Genomic DNA, 20,801 nt, shown 5'->3' with positions numbered 1-20,801 from the left:
CATCGTGGACGCCGATCCGGCATACGTCAGCGTCGTGGCGTCGATCACTAGGACGTCCTAGTAATCCGAACCCGCGAGTAGGATCACCGAACGTGAGCACGAACGCCGACTTCGACCTGTTCCGGACCAGCGAGGACCACGAGGCCCTCCGAGAGGCCGTCCGCGCGGTCGCCGAGGACAAGATCGCCCCGTATGCCGCCGCCGTGGACCAGGAGGCGCGCTACCCCCAGGAGGCCCACGACGCCCTCGTCGCCTCCGACTTCTTCGCCCCGCACGTGCCCGAGGAGTACGACGGCGTCGGAGCCGACGCGCTCGCCACCTGCATCGTCATCGAGGAGGTCGCCCGCGTCGACGCGTCGGCGTCGCTCATCCCCGCCGTCAACAAGCTCGGCTCGCTGCCGCTCATCCTCGCCGCGAGCGACGACGTCAAGTCGCGGTACCTGCCGCCGCTCGCCAAGGGTGAGACGACCTTCTCCTACGGCCTCTCCGAGCGCGAGGCGGGCTCCGACACCGCGTCGATGCGCTGTCGGGCCCGCCAGGACGGCGACGGGTGGGTGCTCTCCGGGCAGAAGTCGTGGATCACCAACGCCGGCGTCTCCGAGTACTACACGGTGCTCGCGGTCACCGACCCCGACGGCCCGCGCGGCGGCAACGTCACGGCGTTCGTCGTCGAGAAGTCCGACGAGGGCTTCACCTTCGGCGAGAAGGAGCGCAAGCTCGGCATCAAGGGCAGCCCCACGCGCGAGCTGCACTTCGACAGGGTGCGGCTTCCCGGCGACCGCGTGGTCGGCCAGGTCGGCGACGGCCTCAAGATCGCGCTGCGCACGCTCGACCACACCCGCGTCACCATCGGCGCCCAGGCCGTCGGCATCGCGCAGGGCGCGCTCGACCAGGCCCTCGCCTACGTCAAGGAGCGCAAGCAGTTCGGCAAGCGCATCGCCGACTTCCAGGGCATCCAGTTCATGCTCGCCGACATGGCGATGGAGCTCGAGGCCGCGCGCCAGATGGTCTACGTCGCGGCCGCGAAGTCCGAGCGCGGCGACAAGGACCTCCCGTTCTTCGGCGCGGCCGCCAAGTGCTACGCCTCGGACGTCGCGATGAAGGTCACGACCGACGCCGTGCAGCTGCTCGGCGGCGCCGGCTACACCAGTGACTTCCCGCTCGAGCGGATGATGCGCGACGCGAAGATCACCCAGATCTACGAGGGCACCAACCAGGTCCAGCGCCTCGTCATGGCGCGTCAGCTCCTGAAGTAGCGAACGCCGGGCGCGCGACCTCGCGACCGTGTCGGTGTGTGCGCCCGCCGGGTGCCTCGGTCACGCGGTCGTTCACGGGGGTCGGCCACGGTTCTCCCAGCGAGTCCCCGTGATGGCAGGGGTAGTTTCGCGGGGCGGTAGGCTGGCTCGGCCCGGTGCGGGTCGCGAACGCCTGCTGCACCCCCATCGCCCCGAACGAGAAGGATCCGTACGCGTGGACCCAACACCTCCGGTCAGCGTCATCATGCCGCTGCTCAACGAGGAGCGGCACCTCGAGGACGCAGTGGCTGCGGTGGTGGCCCAGGACTACCCGGGAGAGATCCAGGTCGTGCTCGCGGTCGGCCCCGGCCACGACGACACCCTCGGGGTGGCCCGACGCCTCGCCGATCGCGATTCCCGCATCACCGTCGTCGAGAACCCCACGGGGCGCACCCCGGAGGCGCTGAACCTCGCGGTCGACGCGGCGAAGCACGACATCATCGTGCGGGTCGACGGCCACGGCTTCCTCAGCACGGGATACATCGAGCACGCCGTCCGCGTCCTGCACGAGACGAATGCCGCCAACGTCGGTGGCGTCATGCGCGCCGAAGGCGTCACCGACTTCGAGAAGGCGGTGGCCACGGCCATGACCTCGCCCTTGGGAGTCGGCGGAGCGCGATTCCACACCGGTGGTGAGCCGGGCCCGGCCGACACCGTCTACCTCGGCGTCTTCCGGCGCGAGTGGCTGACGGCGGCCGGCGGCTACGACCCCCGCTTCACCCGCGCCCAGGACTGGGAGCTGAACTACCGCATCCGTCAGGCCGGTGGGGTCGTCTGGTTCGACCCGGCCCTCACGGTCGAGTACCGCCCGCGGCCGACCCTGCGCGCCCTCAGCCGCCAGTACCGCGACTACGGCCGCTGGCGCCGGGTCGTGGCCGCGCGGCACAAGGGCTCCATCAACGCCCGCTACCTCGCCCCGCCCACGGCCCTCGCCGCCGTCGCGGCCGGTGTCGTCGGAGGGCTGCTGTGGCGGCCGCTCTGGGCGGTGCCCGCCGCGTATGCCGCCGGGGTCGGTGTCGGGGGAGTGGCCATCTCGCGCGGCCAGGGCGCCCGGGTCGCCGTGCGCGTCCCGGCGGTGCTCGCCACCATGCACATGAGCTGGGGTTGGGGCTTCCTCACCAGCAGGCCGGATCAGCTGGTCCCCGAAGGAGACGAGTCGTGATGCAGGAGCGCTTTGCCCGGATCTGGGCCTTCCGCAGCATCCTCGGGACCCTCGTCCAACGCGACCTGCGGGTGCGCTACGCCCGCAGCTGGCTCGGTTACCTCTGGACGATCATCGACCCGCTGGCGATGGCCCTGATCTACTTCCTCGTCTTCGCCGTGATCTTCCAGCGCGGCGACGCGGGCCACAAGCCCTACTTCCTTTTCCTGCTCCTCGGGCTCCTGCCGTGGCAGTGGTTCAACGCGTCCATCAACGAGACCGCTCGGTCCCTGGTGGCCGAGGCGAAGCTGGTCCGCTCGACGAACCTGCCTCGCGAGCTGTGGGTGGTCCGTGTGGTCATCGCCAAGGGGATCGAGTTCCTGCTGTCGCTGCCGGTGCTCTTCGCCTTCGTGCTCATCTACGTCCTGCTGGGAGAGACGAGGCTCAACTGGCGCCTCGTCTTCTTCCCCGTGGCCCTCGTCCTGCAGTTCATCCTCCAGACCGGCATCGGGCTGCTGCTCGCCCCGGCCACCGTGCTCGCGGACGACACGATCCGCGTCGTGCGCATCGCGCTGCGCATGCTCTTCTACGGAACGCCCATCATCTACACGCTCGACAAGGCGCCCGACTGGCTCCAGACGGCGCTGTGGTTCAACCCCATGAGCGGCATCCTCGAGCTCTACCGAGCAGGGTTCTTCAAGGAGCACGTGCAGGTGGCCCCGCTGGTCGTCGGCACGGTGATGTCGTTCGGGTTCCTGGCCTGGGGTGTCGTGACGTTCGCGCGCATGGAGCGCGCCGTGCTGAAGGAGATCTGAGATGGCCCCGCTGGCCAACCAGACGTCGACCACCACGAGCACCCGCGACGTCATCGCGGTCGACGGTCTGGGGATCGAGTTCTTCCGCTCCCGGCGCCGCAAGCTCTCGCTGCGCGAGATGGTGCTGCGTCGTGAGAACACCGCTCCCAAGGAGACCTTCTGGGCCCTGAAGGACGTGTCCTTCTCGGTCGGCCCGGGCGAGGCCGTGGGCCTGGTCGGCTCCAACGGCGGTGGCAAGAGCACCCTGCTCAAGACCATCGCGGGAGTGCTCCTCCCCGACGAGGGGAGCGTGCGCGTCAACGGCGGCGTCGCCCCGCTCATCGAGCTGACCGGCGGGTTCCTCGGCGAGCTGTCCGCCCGCGAGAACGTCATGCTGACCGCCGGCCTGCACGGCCTGAGCAAGCAGGAGATCGCCGAGCGCTTCGACGAGATCGTCGAGTTCGCCGGCCCTCAGGTCAGGGCGGGGCTCGACATGCCCTTTCGGCACTTCTCGTCGGGCATGCAGGTGCGCCTGGGGTTCGCGCTCATCACGACCCTGGACGAGCCCATCGTGCTGGTCGACGAGGTGCTGGCCGTCGGCGACAAGGACTTCCGCGAGAAGTGCTACGGCCGGATGGAGGACCTCCTCAGCGAGGGACGCACGCTGTTCCTGGTCTCCCACTCGGAGCCCGACCTGCGGCGCTTCTGCACCCGGGGCCTCTTCCTCAAGTCGGGGCGGCTGGTCGCGGACGGGCCCATGGACGACATCCTCGAGCAGTACAACGCGCCGGCCTGATCAGCGGCCTGGTCAGCGGGCCAGTCAGCGGGCAGGTCAGCGGTTGACGGCCGCCACGGCTGTGTCGAAGGCAGACGGCTCGAGGTCGGTGACCAGGACGGCGGTGGCCCACGCGGGCAGCCCGTCCGGGCCGCCGTCCGTCCCGTCGCCCGCGACGAGGGTGACGCCTCGAGCTGCCAGCTGCGCCAGCAGCTCGTCGGTCGTCGGGCTCGGCGTCAGGCGCACCTCGACGTAGCCGACGTCGGTCGTCGCCGCAGCCCACTCCAGGTCGGCCTGCGAGCGGGCGACGAGCCCGATGGACCGGGCCACACCGTCGCCGACGTAGCGCTGGGCCCGCGGCCAGCCACGTGCTGCCGTGACGGAGTCGTGGAAGACCAGCGCGTCGACGCTGCGACGACCGAGGTTGGCGAAGCTGCGCTCGGCCGAGGCCTCGACGGCGAGGTCGTATGCGTCCTGCGAGGACACGTCCTCCAGCGCCGGCGCCGACAGGCGCGAGATCAGACCGAATCGCTTGACGAGCGCGGGCTCGGCGCAGCTGCGCAGCAGCTCCTCGCTGCGACCGTCGTCGCGCCCCACGTCGACGTGCGTGACACCGCGCTCGATGGCGTCGGCGATCAGGGCCCTCAGCCGCTCGGCGCGCTCTGCGGGCTTGTCACCGCCGGCGTCGCCCGCGTCGAAGGCGCGGGCCGACAGGACCACGCGGGAGACCCGACCGGCGGCGGACGAGGTGGAGGGGACGCGGGCGCCGGCCGCGTCGACGCGGGCGGCGAGGTCTTCCATGAACGCCAGCCAGGGGCGACCGACCGGGTCCGTCACGTCGTCGAAGAGCGAGGAGACGCGTACGTAGTCGCCGAGGGTGTCGACGGTGGCACGGTAGGCGTGGACGTCACCGGGGCACCCCTGGGGCACGAAGAGCAGCTCGCCCAGCGTGCGCCGCAGCCACGGGGTGACGTGCTCCCGGTCGTAGGCTGCGGTCGCCTGTGCGTCCGCCTCACGCAGGTCAGCGACGCGAAACGCCTCGGCACCGAGCCCTTCCGGCACCTGGTCGATGTCGACGCGCCCGTAGGTGTGGTCGCTGGCGTCGAGGGCTGCCAGCAGCTCGTCGACGAGGTCGGCGTCGGCGACCGGGTTGTCGCCCGTCAGCCGCACGACGCGGTCCTCGGGTGCGAGGTCGGCGGTGGCCTGGACGAACCGGCCGAGCACGTCGTCGAGCGAACCGCGTACGACGGGGATCCTTGCCGCGGCGAGGTGCCCGGCGATGCGCTCGTCGTACTGCTCCTCGCTCGTCGCCACCACCACCTCGTGGCCGCTGCGGCTCGCGCGTCGTGCGACGAGCTCGATGAGCGGCATGCCGCCGATCGTGAGCATGGCCTTGCCCGGAAGGCGGGACGAGTTGAGTCGTGACTGGATCACGACGCGGGTGCGCGGCACGGTGAGGACCTCCAGGGTGGGATGGGAGACAGGCTAGCGACGTGCCGCGACGGCGCCGAGGAGCGCGTCGGCGACGCGGGCCCGGCCACGCCCGTCCACGAGCGACATGCCGGTCGCAGCGAGACTGCCCTGCCGGGCGGGGTCCGAGAGGATCCGCTCGAAGGTCGCCACGGCGAGCGCGCGGGCGTCGGCGTCGTCCCTGAGCCGGGAGAGGTGCCCGAAGGGCTCCGCCAGGCCCTGCCCCGTCACCGCCTCGTAGCCCGGGCCCTGGTTGTCGACGACGCAGACGAGCAGCGAGGGAAGGCCGAGGCACAGGAACTCCCAGACCGAGCTGCCCGCGGCGGTCACCGCGAGGTCGCACGTGGCCGCAAGGGCCGCCAGGTCGGGCGTGGGTGCCACCACGTCCACGAGCTGCCCCGACCCGGTCGGCAGCCCCTCGAGCGCCTCCGCGATCTCGGGCCGTGCGGCCACCGCCGTCAGGTGGAGAGGCCGGCCGGCCGCGAGCAGCAACGGCACGACGACGGTCGCGGCGGCATACGGGTCGGAGCCGCCGAAGACGGCGAGCACCCGCGGGGCACCCGCGGGTGCTGGTCGTGGCGCGGTCGGTCGGTGGCGCAGGACCTCGTCACGGAACAACGCGTAGTCGAGCCCCAGCAGCTGTCGCTCGGCGGGGATGCCGGGCGTGGGCTGCGCGCCGAAGTTCTGGTCCAGGTAGAGGTCGGCGTCCTGTCCCACCCCGAACCTGTCGTCCACGACGGAGAGGACGGCGACGCCCGCTGCGCGTAGTGCCCGGCCGCAGCCGAGGTCGAGGTGATAGCCGTCGAGCACGACTGCGTCGCAAGCGAGCTCGGTCGCTGCGGCCGCCAGCTCCCCGGGGCCCGCCGGGGCCGGGACCACAGCGAGCCCGCGCTGGTCGACCTGCTCCTCCAGCCAGGCCACGCCACTGATCTCGCCGAGGATGCTGACGCGTACGCCTCGGGCGGTCAGCTCGTCGCCGAGGGCGAGGCACCGGACGGCGTGGCCCGTGCCGATGTCGGGCCTGGCGTCGCAGCGCAGGGCGATGTGCACGGGCATGGGCCCAAGTCTGCCGCAGCGCCGTCCCGCGTCCTGCGAGGGTCCTGCGACGGTTCGGCGACGGTCCGGGGAGCGCCCGGCGACCGTCCGGCGAAAGGCGGGCGACCGCACGGAGGTGTTAATCTCGCCGTCGGCGCTGGTCGAGCGCCACCCTGCGCGATGCCCGCCGACGGGCCGCGCGGCGTGAGTTTCCAGTTCATGACCAGGAGGTCAAAGGGTGAGCATTCTCGAAGGGTCGTCGATCCTCGTCACAGGTGGGACCGGGTCCTTTGGCAAGGCGTTCATCCGTGAGGTGCTCGACAACCACAACCCCAAGCGCGTCATGATCTACAGCCGCGACGAGCTGAAGCAGTGGGAGGTGCGCCAGCTCTTCAACGACGACCCGCGCCTGCGCTGGTTCATCGGTGACGTCCGTGACCTCCCGCGCCTGCGTCGCGCGATGCACGGCACCGACTACGTCGTCCACGCCGCCGCCCTCAAGCAGGTCGACACCGGCGAGTACAACCCGCACGAGTTCGTCAAGACCAACGTCCTGGGCAGCCAGAACGTCATCGAGGCCTCCATCGACGCCGACGTCAAGAAGGTCGTCGCGCTCTCGACCGACAAGGCCAGCTCGCCGATCAACCTCTACGGCGCGACCAAGCTGACGGCCGACAAGCTCTTCATCCTCGGCAACCACTACGCCGCGCAGTACCCGACGCGGTTCGCGGTCGTGCGCTACGGCAACGTCACCGGCTCGCGCGGCTCGATCATCCCGAAGTTCCGTGCGCTGCACGCGGCGGGGGAGTCGCTGCCCATCACGGACCTGCGCTGCACCCGCTTCCTCATCACGCTGCCCCAGGCCGTGCAGATGGTGCTCGACACCTTCTCGCTCATGCAGGGCGGTGAGCTCGTCGTGCCGCACATCCCCTCGCACCTGGTCACCGACCTCGCCCAAGCGATCGCCCCCGGCGCCAAGATGCACGACATCGGCCTGCGCCCGGGCGAGAAGCTCCACGAGGAGATGATCAGCCCCGAGGAGGGTCGCCGCGCCATCACGATCATGGACGGCAAGTACTACGTGCTCGAGCCCGAGCTCGCGACGTGGGGCTACCAGCCGCGCACCGACGGCGAGCCCGTGCCGCAGGGCTTCCACTGCGCCTCCGACAAGAACGACATCTGGATCGGCGCCGACGAGATCCGCGACATGCTCGAGGCGGGTATCTGAGGTGATCCCCTACGGACGCCAGTCGGTCAACGAGGACGACGTGGCCGCCGTCGCCGAGGTGTTGCGGGGTGACTGGCTCACCACCGGCCCGACCGTCACGGCGTTCGAGGAGCAGCTCGCGGCGCTCAGCGGCGCAGCCCGCTGCGTCAGCGCGACGAGCGGCACCGCTGCCTTGCACATCGCGTATGCCGCAGCCGGCGTCGGCCCCGGCGACGAGGTCGTCACGACGCCGATGACCTTCGTCGCCACAGCCTCGTGCGCGGTCGCCCTCGGGGCCAGGATCCGCTTCGTCGACGTCGAGGAGGACACCGCCAACATCGACCCCGCAGCGGTCGACGCGGTCGTCACGGACGACACGAAGGTCATCGCCGGCGTGGACTATGCCGGACACCCCATCGAGATCGACGCCATCACCGAGACGGCCCGGCGCGTGGGTGCGCTCGTGGTCGAGGATGCCGCGCACTCGATCGGGTCGACCTACAAGGGCCGTCCGGTCGGGTCCCTCGCAGACCTCACGACGTTCTCGTTCTTCCCGACGAAGAACATGACGACGGCCGAGGGTGGCGCCGTCGCGACCCTCGACCCACAGCTCGGGCAGCGGGCGCACGAGTTCCACTTCATCGGGCTGGTGCGTGACCGCGACCGGATGCGCTACCCCGACGAGGGCCCCTGGCACCAGGAGGTCCACGAGTGGGGCCTCAACTACCGGCTGCCCGACGTCCTCGCGGCGCTCGGCCTGAGCCAGCTGAAGCGCCTCGACTCCTTCAAGGCCAGGCGCGCCGCGATCTTCGCGCGCTACCAGGAGGGCCTGGCCGGCGTCGACGGGATCCGGCTGCCGACCCGCCGTGAGCACGTCGACCCGATCTGGCACCTCTACCCGCTGCGCGTCCTGGGTGGTCGCCGACGGGAGGTCTTCGACGCCATGCGCGCCGACGGCATCGGCGTGCAGGTCAACTACATCCCGGTGTACTGGCACCCGATGTTCGAGGATCTCGGCTACCAGCGGGGGATGTGCCCCAACGCCGAGCAGTTCTACGCGGAGGAGCTGTCGCTGCCCATGCACGCCGAGCTGACCGACGCGCAGGTCGACCAGGTCATCGACGCCGTCCGCTCGGCCGTCGGAGGCTGAGCCCGTGCACCACGCCAACCACTTCTACGGGCACGCCCACATCATGGCCCGCTACGTCGGCCTCGAGCACCCGCCGCGCATCTGGGGCTACCTCCAGCACGGCTGGAACATGCACGACGGCTTCGCCGTCGGGACGGTGTTCACGCCGCAGTACCCCAAGTTCGTCTGGTCCGAGGCCTGCGCCCGGCGAGGCTGGGCCGCGGGCCTGCGCAACTACATGGTGGTCGCGGCCCCCTGGCTCTACCTCCTCGAGCTCGAGCGCCAGAACGAGTGGCTCGCCACCGCGCGTCCGCGGACCGGCACGATCGTCTACCCCTTCCACGGCTGGGAGGGGCAGCAGGTGCTCGGCAGCCACACCGAGTACGTCGAGGAGGTCAAGGAGGCCGAGGGCGACGTGCCCATCACGGTCTGCCTCCACTGGAACGAGTACGACAACCCGAAGGTGCGTCGCCAGTACGAGGACGCCGGCGTGCGGGTCGTCACCCACGGCCAGCGCGGCTACCTCTGGCAGGACACCGACGTCGCGTTCCTCTACCGCCAGCTGCACGAGATGCGCCAGCACAAGCGCGTCGTCAGCAACCGGATGAGCAGCGCCATCCTGTATGCCGCGTCGGCGGGTGTCGAGGTCGGCATCTACGGCGACCCGATGGCCCTGGAGTCCGACCACGCCGTCCTCGGCGGCGTCGGCAAGCCGCGCCGGATCTGGCCCGAGATGCACCAGTTCTCGGTACCCATGGACTACGCCGCGCAGGTGGCGAACCGGGAGCTCGGGGCCGAGGAGATGCTGTCGCCGGCCGAGGTCATCGACGCCTTCGGCTGGGCTCCCGAGATCGCTGCCCCGGGCACCCCGCCGCCGGCCCCGCCGTTGGACGAGGAGCCGTCGGCCTTGGCCCGGCGTCGCAGCCGGCGGCACCGGGCTGAGAGCCACCGTGCACCTGGTGCCGGTGAGCCGTCCGACATCGCCATCTCCATCGATGCGACGGTCGCCGAGGAGGACCAGGCCGTCGACGACGCGGGGCACGGCGCCGACCCGGCCGCCCGGGCGGCGTCCAGGACCGACCGCTCGGCCGAGCAGTCGCGGGCTTCCGACTCGGCCCCGACCGCGCCGCTGTCGGACGCCGCTCAGGACCCGGCTCTGGATCCTGCGCCGCAGGAGCAGGACTGACGGTCCCGGCAGTCGACTGACCACCGAAGAGGGCCCCGACCGCGTGGCGGTCGGGGCCCTCTTCTCTTCGGAGGCCGTGCGGCAGGGACGACTCAGACGAGGTCCCACGACATGGGGGTGCCGCGTTCGACGTCCCGGGTGAACCGCTTGGACTCGAGGAGGGAGAACGTGTCGGGCGACAGCCCGTTGGCCGGCCGGATGGACCGCACGTTGGCCGCCGTGACGGGGTCACCTGCCTTGACGTCCTCGACGACGAAGAGCGAACGGCGGAAGCGCAGCCCCTCGCGCTCGGCCTCGCGCGCCCCGATGCGCGGCTCACCGAGAGCCTGCCACGCGACCTTGGTCTCGCGCACGAGGGCGGCCAGCTCGTCGGGCTCGAGCGAGAAGGCCGAGTCGACGCCGCCCTCCTCACGCGACATCGTGACGTGCTTCTCGACGAGCACCGAGCCGAACGCGACGGAGGCGACGGCAGCGCCGATGCCCATGGTGTGGTCGGACAGCCCGACGGGCACGCCGAAGGCCTCGCGCATGACCGGGATGCCTCGCAGGTTCGACGAGGCGGGGTCGGCGGGGTAGCTCACGGTGCAGGAGAGCAGCATCACCTGGCGGTTGCCGGTCGAGTGCGCGGCCTCGACGGCTGCGGCGATCTCGCCCACGGACGCCATGCCCGTGGAGATGATCAGCGGCTTGCCGGTCTGGGCGGCCAGGCGGATGAGGGGAAGGTCGACGATCTCGGACGACGCGATCTTGTAGGCGGGGACCTCGAGGCCCTCGAGGAACTCGACCGCCGTCGGGTCGAAGGGGCTGGAGAAGGCGAGGATCCCGAGCTCACGGGCCAGGTCGAAGATGGGCTTGTGCCACTCCCACGGCGTGTGGGCCTCTTCGTACAGCTCGTAGAGGCGGCGCGAACCCCACAGCTGGTGGCCCTCCGACAGGCGGAACTCGGGCTTGTCGACGTCGATGGTGATCGTGTCGGCCGTGTAGGTCTGCAGCTTGATGGCGTGGGCGCCGGCCTTCGCCGCCATGCGGACGATCTCGAGGGCCTTCTCCAGGCTGCCGTCGTGGTTGCCCGACATCTCGGCGATGATGAACGGGGGGGCCTCGGGGCCGACGGGAATGCCGCCGATCGTCAGGGACGTGGTTGCCGGGGTCTCGACCGGTGTGCTCGTCATGGTTGTTCAGTCCTTCGTGGCTCGCACCCGCAGCACGGGTGTCGGGGTGCCGTCGATGTCTTGGGTGTAACGCTCGATCTCCTGGAATCCGTTGCGACGGTTGAACCGCCGGACGGCCTCGTTGCTCTCCAGGACCTCGCCCTCGAGGGCGCTCAGGCCGAGCTCGTCGAACGCGTAGCGCTTGGCCTGCCGCTGGATCTCGATCCAGGCCGGCAGCAGCTCGCCCCGCTCCTTGAGCCCCTCGTTGTCGAGGTAGTAGCCCCACCATGCACTGCCGGCCTCGCGGTCGATGTCGAAGTAGGTGACGACCCCCGACGGGACCTCGTGGCGCTCGTAGATGTAGATGGCGCGCGTGTCGCTGTCGCGGGTTGCCGCCCAGTACGCGGCGTGCTCCTCGTCGGTGATCTCGTGCTGGGTCAGCGAGACGGCACGAACCTCGGGGTGGTTGCGCCACCGGAGCACGTTTGCGCTGTCGGCATCGGTCGCGGGGCGGAGCATCTGGCCCTCCTCATGATGATGCCGCGGGCTCCGTGGGGCCGCGGCAGTCGGTGGGGGATTCGTTGTTAGACTACCCGACGCCCCAACCCCCAGCCCAAGGCGGAAACATGAGCGCACTGAGCCGTGATGCGATCCGGACGATGATGGCCGAGGTCCTTCAGGCCCAGGGCAAGTCGATGCCCGCGGACGACTCAGCGAACCTGGAGCAGATCGGCTTCCGTTCGCTCGACTTCTCCGAGCTGGCGCTGCGCGTCGAGGACGAGATCGGCGAGGAGCTGAACTTCGACGCCCCCGAGCTGCGACAGATCGCCACGGTCTCCGACGTGCTCGACTTCCTCGAGCAGCTCCAGGCCGCGTGAGCGCGGGAGTCGGCGGTCTCGCCGGCGCCGGCAACCGGATCATCACCCGCGGCTTCGACGGCCGCTGGGACCAGCTCGAGGGCATGGAGCTGCCCGACGCGGCAGCCGTCCTCGTCCGCGACAACCACGAGGCCGCAAGGGCGGTGTGGGCGGCCGCGACCGGCGACACCGAGGTCCTCGTCGCCTCGCGCACCCGGGTGACCCCCGACCTCGCCGACGACCTGCGCTCGGCCGGCCTGGCGATCGTCGACGGCGAGGAGGTCACGGCTCCCTCGACCGAGCGCGCGGCAACCGCCGGACGCGTCTGGCTGCTGACCAGTGGCAGCACGGGCCGACCCAAGCAGGTGGCCCACACCCTCGCGTCGCTGACGACCGTCGCCGGCGACCAGCCCCGTCGCACCTGGCTGTGCCCGTACGCGCAGGGCGCCTACGCATGGTGGCAGGTCGTGACGCTCAGCATCGCCCACCCCGGCCAGGACGTCCTGTTCATCGAACCCGACGAGCTGGACACGTGGCCCGCGCGCGCGCTCGAGGTCGGCGTGACCGCCGCCTCCGGCACCCCGACGTTCTGGCGCCAGGCGCTCTACCGCGACCCCGAGAGCGTCGCGGCGCTGCCGCTCGAGCAGGTGACCCTCGGCGGCGAGCCGGTCGACCAGGCCATCCTGACCCGCCTGACCGAGATGTTCCCGAAGGCCCGGGTCTCGTGGATCTACGCCTCGAGCGAGGCCGGCGCCACGATCGCCGTGCACGACGGCCGGGCCGGCTTCCCTGAGCAGTGGCTCGGACGCGAGGCCGAAGGCCGGGCGACCCTGACCATCGACGACGGTGAGCTGCTCATCGCCTCGCCGAAGCGTGGCGAGGGCATCGACCGGGTGCTGCGCACCGGCGACCGGGTCGAGGTGGTCGACGGCCGCGTCCTCATCACCGGCCGCATCGCCTCCGACGAGATCAACGTCGGGGGCGCCAAGGCGTCGGCCTCGGCGGTGAGGGACGTGCTGCAGGCCCACCCCGCCGTGGCGTGGGCCTCTGTGCGCGGGCGCAAGGCGCCCATCGTCGGCAGCATCGTCACCGCAGAGGTCGTGCTCTCGGGCGAGGCCACCGACGCCGAGCTCACCGCCTGGTGCGCCGCTCGACTGCCCGACTACTCCGTGCCCCGACGGGTGCGTTTCCTGGACCAGATCCCGATCAAGGAGACCCTGAAGAGCGATGTCTGACAAGACCGAACCCATCGGCCCCGCAACGGTGGTCGTCGTCTCGGGCGGCTCCCGGGGTCTCGGCCTGGCCATCGTCGAGGACATCCTCGCGCAGGGCGCCAAGGTCGCCGCCTTCGCCCGCACCGTGACTCCCGAGCTCGAGGCGGTCGCTGCAGCGCACCCCGACCGGGTCCTGGCCGCCTCGGTCGACGTCACCGACGTCAAGGCCATCAACGCCTTCCTCAAGGACGCCGAGAGCCGTCTCGGGCCGATCGACGCCCTGGTCAACAACGCCGCGGTGGGCCAGGACAGCCTCCACGTCCACACCTCACCCGAGCAGATCGCCACGATCATCGAGACCAACCTGACCGCGCCGCTGCTGCTGGCTCGAGCGGTGCTGCGTCGGATCATGGCCAAGGGCAACCGGGGCCGTATCGTCATGGTGACCTCCGTCTGCGCGCAGCGCGGCTACTCCGGCCTCGTCGCCTACTCCGCCACCAAGGGCGGCCTCGACAGCGCCATGCGCACCATGGCGCGCGAGATGCACGGGCGCGCACTCGTCAACAGCGTCGCGCCGGGCTTCTTCGCGTCGGAGATGAGCTCGGTGCTCGGCCAGACCCAGCTGGACACCATCACGCGACGCACGCCGTCCGGGCGGCTGGTCGAGCCCGACAACATCGTGCCGGTCGTCAACATGCTGCTGTTCAAGGACACCAACATCAACGGCCAGGTCCTGACCGTCGACGGCGGCAACAGCATCTGATGATGGGACGCGCGGACCGCCTGGCACGGGCGGTCCGCGACCACCCGCCGGTCATCGGGGTCCGCGCCGACCACCGGTGCCGATCGGGCGCACACTCCTACCTCGCCGACGGCCGGGTGGTGTGCTGGGTGCTGCCCGAGCAGGAGAGTCCGCACGACCGGCCGCTGGCCCACGCGGTCGACGCGGAGCTGTCCCGGCAGCCGGTGCCACCCGGCATCGACGCGCGTTGGCGGGTCGCGGGCATCCCGACCAGCGGTCGGTTCTGGGAGCTCTGGTGCGCGACGGAGATCCTCGCGAAGCTCGCCGACGTGCCCGTGGTCCTGCTGGCCCGTCGCGCCCCCGTCACCGGCAGCCCGGTGGTCGACGCCGGCCTCGAGATCCACCACGTCGTCACCCGGATGGACGAGGTGGTGGTGGCCCACGGCCTCGCCTGGGCCACCACGGCCGAGGCCGGTCCGGCTCAGGCCTGACCCGCCTCGGCCCGGGTCACTTCAACATGCGGGCGGCGAGCTGGCGCGCCTTGCTCAGGGCGCCGGGCGGCAGGGCGTCCTGTGCCGTCGTCTTGGCGACGGCGACGGCCTTCTCGGTGGCGATGCGGCGCGGAGCCCGCAGGGCCTCGACCGCGCGATAGGTGAGAGTGTCCTCGTAGCGCTCGATGACGCGCTCGAGGCTGCGGATGTAGCGGTCCCGGTGGCGCAGCGTGCCCTCGAGCCACTTGACCTGGCCGTGCTTCTCACGCAGCTCGCGGGAGATGACGCGGTCGTGCGTGAGCAGCTCACGGAAGCCGATCTCGTCGGGCGCGGGAAGGTCGCGGGAGAACTCACCCTGCTCGAGGTTGCGTGCGAGCAGCTCCTCGATGTCCTCCGGACGGCCGGCGACAGTGGCAGCCACCTCGGCCTCGATGCGAGCCACCCGGGCGATCATCACGGAGGTCACGGTCACCCCCGCCATGGCGCCCAGGGTGACGGTCAGCTCGTCCGGCGTGACCGTGACCCGCCACGGGTGTGCCGAGCCGGAGGCGAGGAGCCGGCGGGCGAAGTCGCGCAGTCCGCGGACGAGGGCGTCCTCGGCGGAGACCACACCGGTGCGTCGCCACGACCTGTCTGCGAGCCGCAGGTCGTCGCCGTCGACGAGGGTGTTGGCGGGCGTGGCGAAGAAGCGCTGCTCCGCCGTCTGCTTGGTCCACGTCTGGTTGTCGGAGAGCCAGGCGGCATACCGGCGCACGCGGGCGCGGATGGCGGCGTGGCGTCGGGTCGCGCACGCGCGGCGCAGGTCGAGCTCGAAGGAGCGGCCCTGGGCCAGCGGCGCCAGGCCGCGGGCGACGGTGCCCTCGCTGGTCTCGGTGTCGGCGCGCGAGGCGGCCCAGCTCACGGACTGCGCGGCGTCGGGAGCGACGACGGTCACCGTGCTCCAGGGGCTGTCCGACTCCGGCTCCGCCACGACGATCGCGGGGTAGCTCGCGGCAGCGACCCCGGCGCCCTTGGTGGCGACGACGAGCCAGGCGGGGGCGAGCTCGTCGAGCAGCCCGCCGTCGACGACGCGCTCCACGACGTTGCGGGGCTCGCGCAGCATGGGGGTGGCGGCGAAGTGCTCGTCCATGGCCAGCCCGGCCTGGAAGCCCACCTGGTCACGAAGTCGGTCGTCGCGAGGCGCCTCCTCGTGCACGAGCACCCGGTGCTCGTCCACGGTGGGCAGCGCTGCGAAGCACGCCTCGACGTGGAGGCCCTCGCCCTGCAGGAGGGTCGTCCGCTCGCGGGCGAAGAGGTGGCGGGACCCGAAGCCGTGGGCACCCACGTGCCACCCGGCGTCGGACTCGAGAGTCTCGTCGGGCACGGCGGACACGAGGTCGGTGAAGCCCAGCTCGTTGGCGAGGTCGAGGACCAGGCGGCCGCCGTCGTCGAGCATGGCCGAGAGCCGGGCCACCGTCTGCCCATCGGTGAGTCCCTCGGAGTCCGGGCCGAGGAGGCGCTCCGGACCGCCGAGCGCGACGACGAGGTCATACGTGTGGGCCGGCTCGAAGACGTCCAGGCCACCGCAGTAGAGGTCGGCGCTCCGGTGCAGCCCGGCGCGGTCACCCAGGGTGCGGGCGTCGGGGAGGGCGCGGACCAGCAGGTCCACGGGTACGTCGGCCGGGACGGTGTCGACGAGAAGCCCCGCCCGGGGGCCCGCCAGCAGCACTCGGCGCGGACGCTTCGCCGCGATGGCGGCCCGGACGATCTCCCGGGCGGCGAGCGGGACGTCGAGCGAGTCGAGGTCGGACCACATCAGCATGTCGCCGACCAGGATGCGTGCCCCCGAGATGGCGTCTCGCTGGATGTCTTGGTCGCTCAGGTGGGCGGTCACTCATGGTCCTCTCGTGGTGGGTCTCCGAGGCCCGCGGGGCCGTCCGGATGACGCGACTACAATAGCCATGCCGTCCGGGAGCGGGCGCGCCACCGACTCCCGCACCCGTGAGGTGCCTGACGCCTGCTAGGAGCGACGATGCCCCCGCTGACCAAGGTGGCCGCCGTGGTCCTGTCGATGGGCACCCGGCCCGACGAGCTCCGAAAGGCCCTCGAGACGCTGATGGCCCAGGAGGGCGTCGAGCTCGACGTCGTCCTCGTCGGCAACGGCTGGCGACCCGAGGGTGTCCTCGAAGGCGTGCGCACCGTCCACCTCGAGGAGAACGTCGGCATCCCCGAGGGTCGCAACATCGGGGCCCGCGAGGCACGCGGCGACATCCTCTTCTTCTACGACGACGACGCCTTCCTGCCGTCCACCGACGTGCTCGTGCGCCTCGCCGAGGAGTTCGCAGGCGACGACCGCGTCGCTGTCGTGCAGCCGCGCGGTGCCGACCCGACGGGCCTGCCCACGCCGCGGCGGTGGGTGCCGCGGCTGCAGACCGGCGGTGGCGGGGCGGGCGGCGACGTCGTCGTCTTCTGGGAGGGCGTGTGCGCCATCCGGCGCTCGGCGTTCGAGGAGGTCGGGGGGTGGCCGGGGCACTTCTGGTACGGCCACGAGGGCGTCGACCTCGCGTACCGCCTCCTGGACTCCGGCTGGCGCCTGCGCTACAAGCCCGACGTCGTGGTCAACCACCCCGCGACGCAGCCGACGCGCCATGCGGTCTACTACCGGATGAACGCCCGCAACCGCGTCTGGGTCGCCAGGCGCAACCTCCCGCACCCGGTCGCCGAGCTCTACGTCGCCGTCTGGTCGGCGATCACCGTGGCGCGGGTGCGCGACCGCGAGAAGCTCGCCGTCTGGTTCCGCGGGTTGCGCGAGGGTCTTCGCGAGGACGCCGGGGACCGACGGCCGATGACGTGGGGCACCGTGGCGCGGCTCTCCCGCGCCGGCCGACCCCCGATCGTCTGAGCGCCGTGCCGCACCAGGGGCCCGTCACCCGGGTCATCCTCTCGGGCGTCCGCAGCGTCACCCACCTCGTGTATGCCGCCTCCTGGCTGCGCCACCTCGTGGCGCAGGTCGAGGGCCCCGTGCAGGTGGTGGTCCTCGACGTCGGGTCGGGCTTCGGCCGGGCCAGGGTGGACGAGCGCCAGGTCCGGGCGTTCCTGCCCGACCATCCGCGGCTGCTGGTCGAGACGGAGGTGCATGAGGAGCACTGGCGCGTGCCGCACGACGTCGACCTCGTCCTGCTGTCCATCGGGCTGCCCGGCACCCGGGCGTGGACCCGCCTGGTCCTGGCCGGGCGTGGACGACGGCCACGGGTCGTCGTCGTCGACGAGGGCATCGGCTCCTTCGGCGACCTCCGCAGCCGGCGGGACGCATACCGGCGCCAAGGGAGCACTGCCCCGCGAAGCGTCGTCCGGGCGGGCGTGGTCAGTGCTGGGGGACGCCTGCTGACCGACCTCCACTGGTCCCTGTACGAGCGGACGACTGCCGGCTGGGTCGTGCGCGAGGAGGTGGCGCAGGAGTTCCGGACCCGCCTGTCCGGGCCGTCGCCGACGAGCCCACGCGCGGTGTACCTCACCCAGCCTTGGCCCGATCTCGGGGTGATGTCCGAGCCGAGCTACCTCCAGCACCTCGAGGCGGTGCGCGACCAGTGCGCGGCGGCAGGTCTCGACCTCGTCCTGCGACCACACCCCAGTGAGCACCTCGACCGCTACGCCGGCTTCCAGCTCGTCGGGGGCTCGGTGCCTGCGGAGCTCGCCCGTGAGGTGGTCGCTTCGCGTGTCGTGGTCGGTTCGAACAGCACGGCCCTGCTCAACCTCGCGGCCGTGCACGAGACGCCGGCCATCCGGGTCACCGCGCCGGAGCTGGCACCGCTCGAGACCGCCCTCACCTCGCGTCAGCGCAGCCTGCTGGACGCCTTCCTCCCGGCTGCGGTGCCCGTGCAGGCGCTCGCCCGCGAGCTCGAGGCGCGGCCGGGCCGTCGCTGAGCGCGAGCGTTCAGGGGGCGGCGGGCAGCTGGTAGATCACGATCGGGCCCTTGCGGTAGCGCTCCCGCGCGAACCGACCCAGGTCGGTCGAGGGCTTGGAGCCGGGGACCGTCTGCGCCACGAGCCAGGACACGCCGCGGTCGCGGAGCTGCTGGACGGTCTCCCGCGTCGGGTGCTCGAACGCCGCCTGGTTGAGCCGCAGCAGTGCCTGGTCGGGGAAGCCGGCGACCGCGGTCGGCAGGTAGCCCCAGCCCTCGACCAGGACCCTTCTGCCACCGAGCCCGGAGATCCACCAGAGGCGTGAGTCGCACGGCGTACCGGCGTTGCGGCAGTGGGCGTTCGTGGCCAGAACGGCGTCGTCCGGCACGTTGCGCTTCACCCAGAGGGCGGCGGTCGACTGCGCCAGCGGAAGGGCGTACTGCCGTGGTGGTGCCGGGGCTGGTTGTGCCGTCTCGCTCACGGCGACGTTGAGCGGACCGCTGGCCACGACGGCCGCGACGACTGCGGCGAGGACGGCCGGCACCCAGCGCGCGTTGCCGCGTCGACGCCGGAGGAGCCCGACCGCCACGACGGCAGCAAGGACGAGCGCCGTCACCGTGAGTCCGATGACGAACGACCGCAGGTCGTCGACCACGGCGGCGCGGGAGCCGCCCATCGGGGACCGGAGCCTGACCCACCCCACTACCAGGGTCGCGATCGCGGCGCAGGCCCCCACGACGGCGGTCACGCGGGCCCGCGGGTCGTTCTCCTCGACCAGGGTCGACAGGCTCCACATGGCGAGCACGCAGCCGAAGGGCACCGCGCCGAAGACGAAGTAGAACTCGCTGTAGCCGATGTGGCCCAACCCGAGGAAGGGCACCAGTGCGGCGAGGCAGATCCCCGACAGCAGCCACGCCGCGAGGTCGCCGCGCAGCGTCCGTTGGAACAACGGGAGGAAGGCGGCCAGCAGCCGCAGGACCATCAGCGCGCCGATGAGCAGCAGGCCGAGGAGCATGAGGGCCCCGACCCCGGGGGTGTCGGTGATCCCGGCCAGGATGCGCGTGGTGAAGTCGACGGTCTGGCCGTGCAGCACGCGGTAGGGCCGCGTGAGGGACAGGGCGGAGAAGAGCTGGAGCCCGGCGCCGAACGAGCCGCCTGCGACGAGCTCGTGGGCCGCGGCCGTGACCACGGTCAGGGAGGCCAGGAGGGCGAGCAGCATCCGTCGCCGCCGGCGCAGGAGCAGGGCGGCGACGGTGGCCAGGGCGACCCCGCCGAGCACGATGGGCAGTGCCGAGCTCTTGGTGCCCGACGTGCCGAGGGCGGCGAGGACGACAAGGACCACGGCTGCGCGCCGCGACCCCGCCCGCAGCAGGTCGACGAGCGAGTAGACGAGCAGCAGCGTGAACGGCGCGGAGTACACCTGCGACGGCGACAGCGGGTTGAGGTGGTTGCTCCCGGTCCACATGCTCGGCCAGAACGGCACGGTGACCGTCGTCGACATGAGCGCAGCGGCTCCGGCTGCGGCCCAGTCGCTCGCGCCGACACGGCGCGCGAGCACGGCGGTCAGCGCCACGCCGAGGACCAGGACCGGGAGGGCCCAGAGCCGCAGCAGCACCGTGGTGGTGTCGACGCCGGTGATGAGCGAGGCCGCGGCGATGTGGGCGTCGCTGAACCAGTGGTAGACGAGCAGCCCGCCGTCGACCACCTGCGGCGTGCCGAGCGGGAAGCTGCGGGTTGCCTCGTTCACCAGTCCCAGGTGCCACATCAGGTCGGGGTAGTAGACCCTGCCGGTCGGCGGCAGCGGCCATTCCTGCAGGTAGGTCCGGTAGACCTGCCAGACCACCTGGGCGCAGGCCGCGGTGACGAGCGTGAAGGCGGGGAGCGACCAGGGGCGCGTCGGCCGCTCGAGGACCCGGGAGCGCGTGCCTCGCGGAGCCAGCAGCACGAGCGTCAGGACCGGCCAGAAGCGCAGCTGCTCCTGCAGCCCCAGCGACTCGGCGGTCGCCCAGGCGGCCAGCTCGCACACGAGGCCGGTCGTCGCGCCGAGGGCGAGGTCGGCCAGCCACGAGCCCGCGGTTCCCCGGATCGCCTTGAGGACCAGGGTGCCCGGCACGACGAGGCAGAGCGCCCAGTAGAGGGCGTAGCCGCGCACGTCGGCCTGGGGGGTGCCGGTGTGCAGGAGGACGTATGCCGCGTAGACCGCCAGCGCGAGGGCGACGAGCAGCGCGGGGACGGTGCGGGTGACCCACGCGCTCGACGGCGGCGCGGCGGGGGGAGGAGCGGCCTGCGACTGCGGCGCCGGGTCCGAGCCGGTCCCCTCGGTTGCGGGCGCGACGGAGGGGGGACCGGGGCGCATGGTGCCGAGTGTACGAGACGCGGCTCACGCGCTGATTCCTCGAGCGCCGCGCGCCTCCGTTTGCCGATCCCGCACT

At 71.8% G+C, this 20,801-nt stretch carries 19 protein-coding genes; 13 read left to right on the top strand and 6 right to left on the bottom strand.

Annotation, left to right across the window (positions count from 1 at the left end):
• Nucleotides 1-92 precede the first annotated feature (92 nt).
• The 4 genes from ABD194_RS07335 to ABD194_RS07320 all read left to right on the top strand — a co-directional run bounded on the left by ABD194_RS07335 (nt 93) and on the right by ABD194_RS07320 (nt 4,026).
• Entirely contained in the window at nt 93-1,256 is a 1,164-nt protein-coding gene (locus ABD194_RS07335) for an acyl-CoA dehydrogenase family protein (RefSeq protein ID WP_343989520.1), read from the top strand.
• Between the two features lie 214 nt (nt 1,257-1,470).
• Complete coding sequence (locus tag ABD194_RS07330; RefSeq protein ID WP_343989518.1) at nt 1,471-2,457, top strand: glycosyltransferase family 2 protein; 987 nt, start codon at nt 1,471-1,473, stop codon at nt 2,455-2,457.
• Complete coding sequence (locus ABD194_RS07325; protein ID WP_343989659.1) at nt 2,457-3,251, top strand: ABC transporter permease; 795 nt, start codon at nt 2,457-2,459, stop codon at nt 3,249-3,251. The genes ABD194_RS07330 and ABD194_RS07325 overlap by 1 nt, the downstream gene beginning before the upstream one ends.
• 1 nt (nt 3,252) lies before the next feature.
• Nucleotides 3,253-4,026, top strand: a complete 774-nt coding sequence (locus tag ABD194_RS07320) for an ABC transporter ATP-binding protein (RefSeq protein WP_343989516.1) — start codon at nt 3,253-3,255, stop codon at nt 4,024-4,026.
• Between the two features lie 36 nt (nt 4,027-4,062).
• Here the strand turns inward: ABD194_RS07320 and ABD194_RS07315 are convergent, their stop codons facing one another.
• Together ABD194_RS07315 and ABD194_RS07310 are read right to left on the bottom strand one after the other, a co-directional pair.
• On the bottom strand, nt 4,063-5,457 hold the full coding sequence (locus tag ABD194_RS07315; RefSeq protein ID WP_343989514.1) for an aldo/keto reductase: 1,395 nt from the start codon (nt 5,455-5,457) through the stop codon (nt 4,063-4,065).
• Nucleotides 5,458-5,490: 33 nt separating this feature from the next.
• Complete coding sequence (locus ABD194_RS07310) at nt 5,491-6,531, bottom strand: PseG/SpsG family protein (RefSeq protein ID WP_343989512.1); 1,041 nt, start codon at nt 6,529-6,531, stop codon at nt 5,491-5,493.
• A 217-nt stretch (nt 6,532-6,748) separates the two neighbouring features.
• Here ABD194_RS07310 and pseB point away from each other — a divergent pair, with 217 nt between their 5' ends.
• The 3 genes from pseB to ABD194_RS07295 are packed head-to-tail and all read left to right on the top strand — an operon-like array spanning nt 6,749 to nt 10,032.
• Complete coding sequence (pseB, locus tag ABD194_RS07305; RefSeq protein ID WP_343989510.1) at nt 6,749-7,738, top strand: UDP-N-acetylglucosamine 4,6-dehydratase (inverting); 990 nt, start codon at nt 6,749-6,751, stop codon at nt 7,736-7,738.
• Nucleotide 7,739: 1 nt separating this feature from the next.
• Nucleotides 7,740-8,867 (top strand): UDP-4-amino-4,6-dideoxy-N-acetyl-beta-L-altrosamine transaminase, encoded by a 1,128-nt coding sequence (pseC, locus tag ABD194_RS07300; protein ID WP_343989508.1) that lies wholly within the window; start codon nt 7,740-7,742, stop codon nt 8,865-8,867.
• Between the two features lie 4 nt (nt 8,868-8,871).
• On the top strand, nt 8,872-10,032 hold the full coding sequence (locus ABD194_RS07295) for a hypothetical protein (protein ID WP_343989506.1): 1,161 nt from the start codon (nt 8,872-8,874) through the stop codon (nt 10,030-10,032).
• A 92-nt stretch (nt 10,033-10,124) separates the two neighbouring features.
• Here ABD194_RS07295 and pseI read toward each other — a convergent pair whose 3' ends face one another.
• On the bottom strand, nt 10,125-11,204 hold the full coding sequence (gene pseI / locus ABD194_RS07290) for a pseudaminic acid synthase (RefSeq protein WP_343989504.1): 1,080 nt from the start codon (nt 11,202-11,204) through the stop codon (nt 10,125-10,127).
• Nucleotides 11,205-11,210: 6 nt separating this feature from the next.
• Entirely contained in the window at nt 11,211-11,702 is a 492-nt protein-coding gene (gene pseH / locus ABD194_RS07285; protein WP_343989502.1) for a UDP-4-amino-4,6-dideoxy-N-acetyl-beta-L-altrosamine N-acetyltransferase, read from the bottom strand.
• Nucleotides 11,703-11,809: 107 nt separating this feature from the next.
• On the opposite strand from pseH, the gene ABD194_RS07280 reads away from it, so the two are divergent.
• From ABD194_RS07280 to ABD194_RS07265, 4 genes are read left to right on the top strand one after another with little or no spacing between them, the layout of a single operon-like run.
• Nucleotides 11,810-12,061, top strand: coding sequence for a phosphopantetheine-binding protein (locus ABD194_RS07280; protein WP_343989500.1), 252 nt, complete (start codon nt 11,810-11,812; stop codon nt 12,059-12,061).
• On the top strand, nt 12,058-13,275 hold the full coding sequence (locus tag ABD194_RS07275; protein ID WP_343989498.1) for an AMP-binding protein: 1,218 nt from the start codon (nt 12,058-12,060) through the stop codon (nt 13,273-13,275). Before ABD194_RS07280 ends, ABD194_RS07275 begins: the two co-directional genes overlap by 4 nt.
• Nucleotides 13,268-14,017: an SDR family NAD(P)-dependent oxidoreductase gene (locus ABD194_RS07270; RefSeq protein WP_343989496.1), complete on the top strand. Its 750-nt coding sequence runs from the start codon at nt 13,268-13,270 to the stop codon at nt 14,015-14,017. The genes ABD194_RS07275 and ABD194_RS07270 overlap by 8 nt, the downstream gene beginning before the upstream one ends.
• Nucleotides 14,018-14,019: 2 nt before the next feature.
• Complete coding sequence (locus tag ABD194_RS07265) at nt 14,020-14,487, top strand: hypothetical protein (protein ID WP_343989494.1); 468 nt, start codon at nt 14,020-14,022, stop codon at nt 14,485-14,487.
• Between the two features lie 16 nt (nt 14,488-14,503).
• Here ABD194_RS07265 and ABD194_RS07260 read toward each other — a convergent pair whose 3' ends face one another.
• Nucleotides 14,504-16,360: a hypothetical protein gene (locus tag ABD194_RS07260; protein ID WP_343989492.1), complete on the bottom strand. Its 1,857-nt coding sequence runs from the start codon at nt 16,358-16,360 to the stop codon at nt 14,504-14,506.
• A 138-nt stretch (nt 16,361-16,498) separates the two neighbouring features.
• Here ABD194_RS07260 and ABD194_RS07255 point away from each other — a divergent pair, with 138 nt between their 5' ends.
• The gene (locus ABD194_RS07255; RefSeq protein ID WP_343989490.1) at nt 16,499-17,368 is read left to right on the top strand and encodes a glycosyltransferase family 2 protein; all 870 of its coding nucleotides are present in this window, start codon (nt 16,499-16,501) and stop codon (nt 17,366-17,368) included.
• A gap of 5 nt (nt 17,369-17,373) precedes the next feature.
• Nucleotides 17,374-18,390 carry a polysialyltransferase family glycosyltransferase gene (locus ABD194_RS07250; protein ID WP_343989489.1) on the top strand — a complete coding sequence of 339 codons (1,017 nt, stop codon included), beginning with the start codon at nt 17,374-17,376 and terminating at the stop codon, nt 18,388-18,390.
• 10 nt (nt 18,391-18,400) lie between these two features.
• On the opposite strand, the gene ABD194_RS07245 is transcribed toward ABD194_RS07250, so the two are convergent.
• Nucleotides 18,401-20,725 carry a hypothetical protein gene (locus tag ABD194_RS07245; protein ID WP_343989487.1) on the bottom strand — a complete coding sequence of 775 codons (2,325 nt, stop codon included), beginning with the start codon at nt 20,723-20,725 and terminating at the stop codon, nt 18,401-18,403.
• Between the last annotated feature and the right edge of the window lie 76 nt (nt 20,726-20,801).

It is taken from the genome of Terrabacter terrae, assembly GCF_039529575.1.
Lineage (GTDB): Bacteria > Actinomycetota > Actinomycetes > Actinomycetales > Dermatophilaceae > Terrabacter > Terrabacter terrae.
This window is presented reverse-complemented; position numbering and strand designations above follow the sequence as displayed.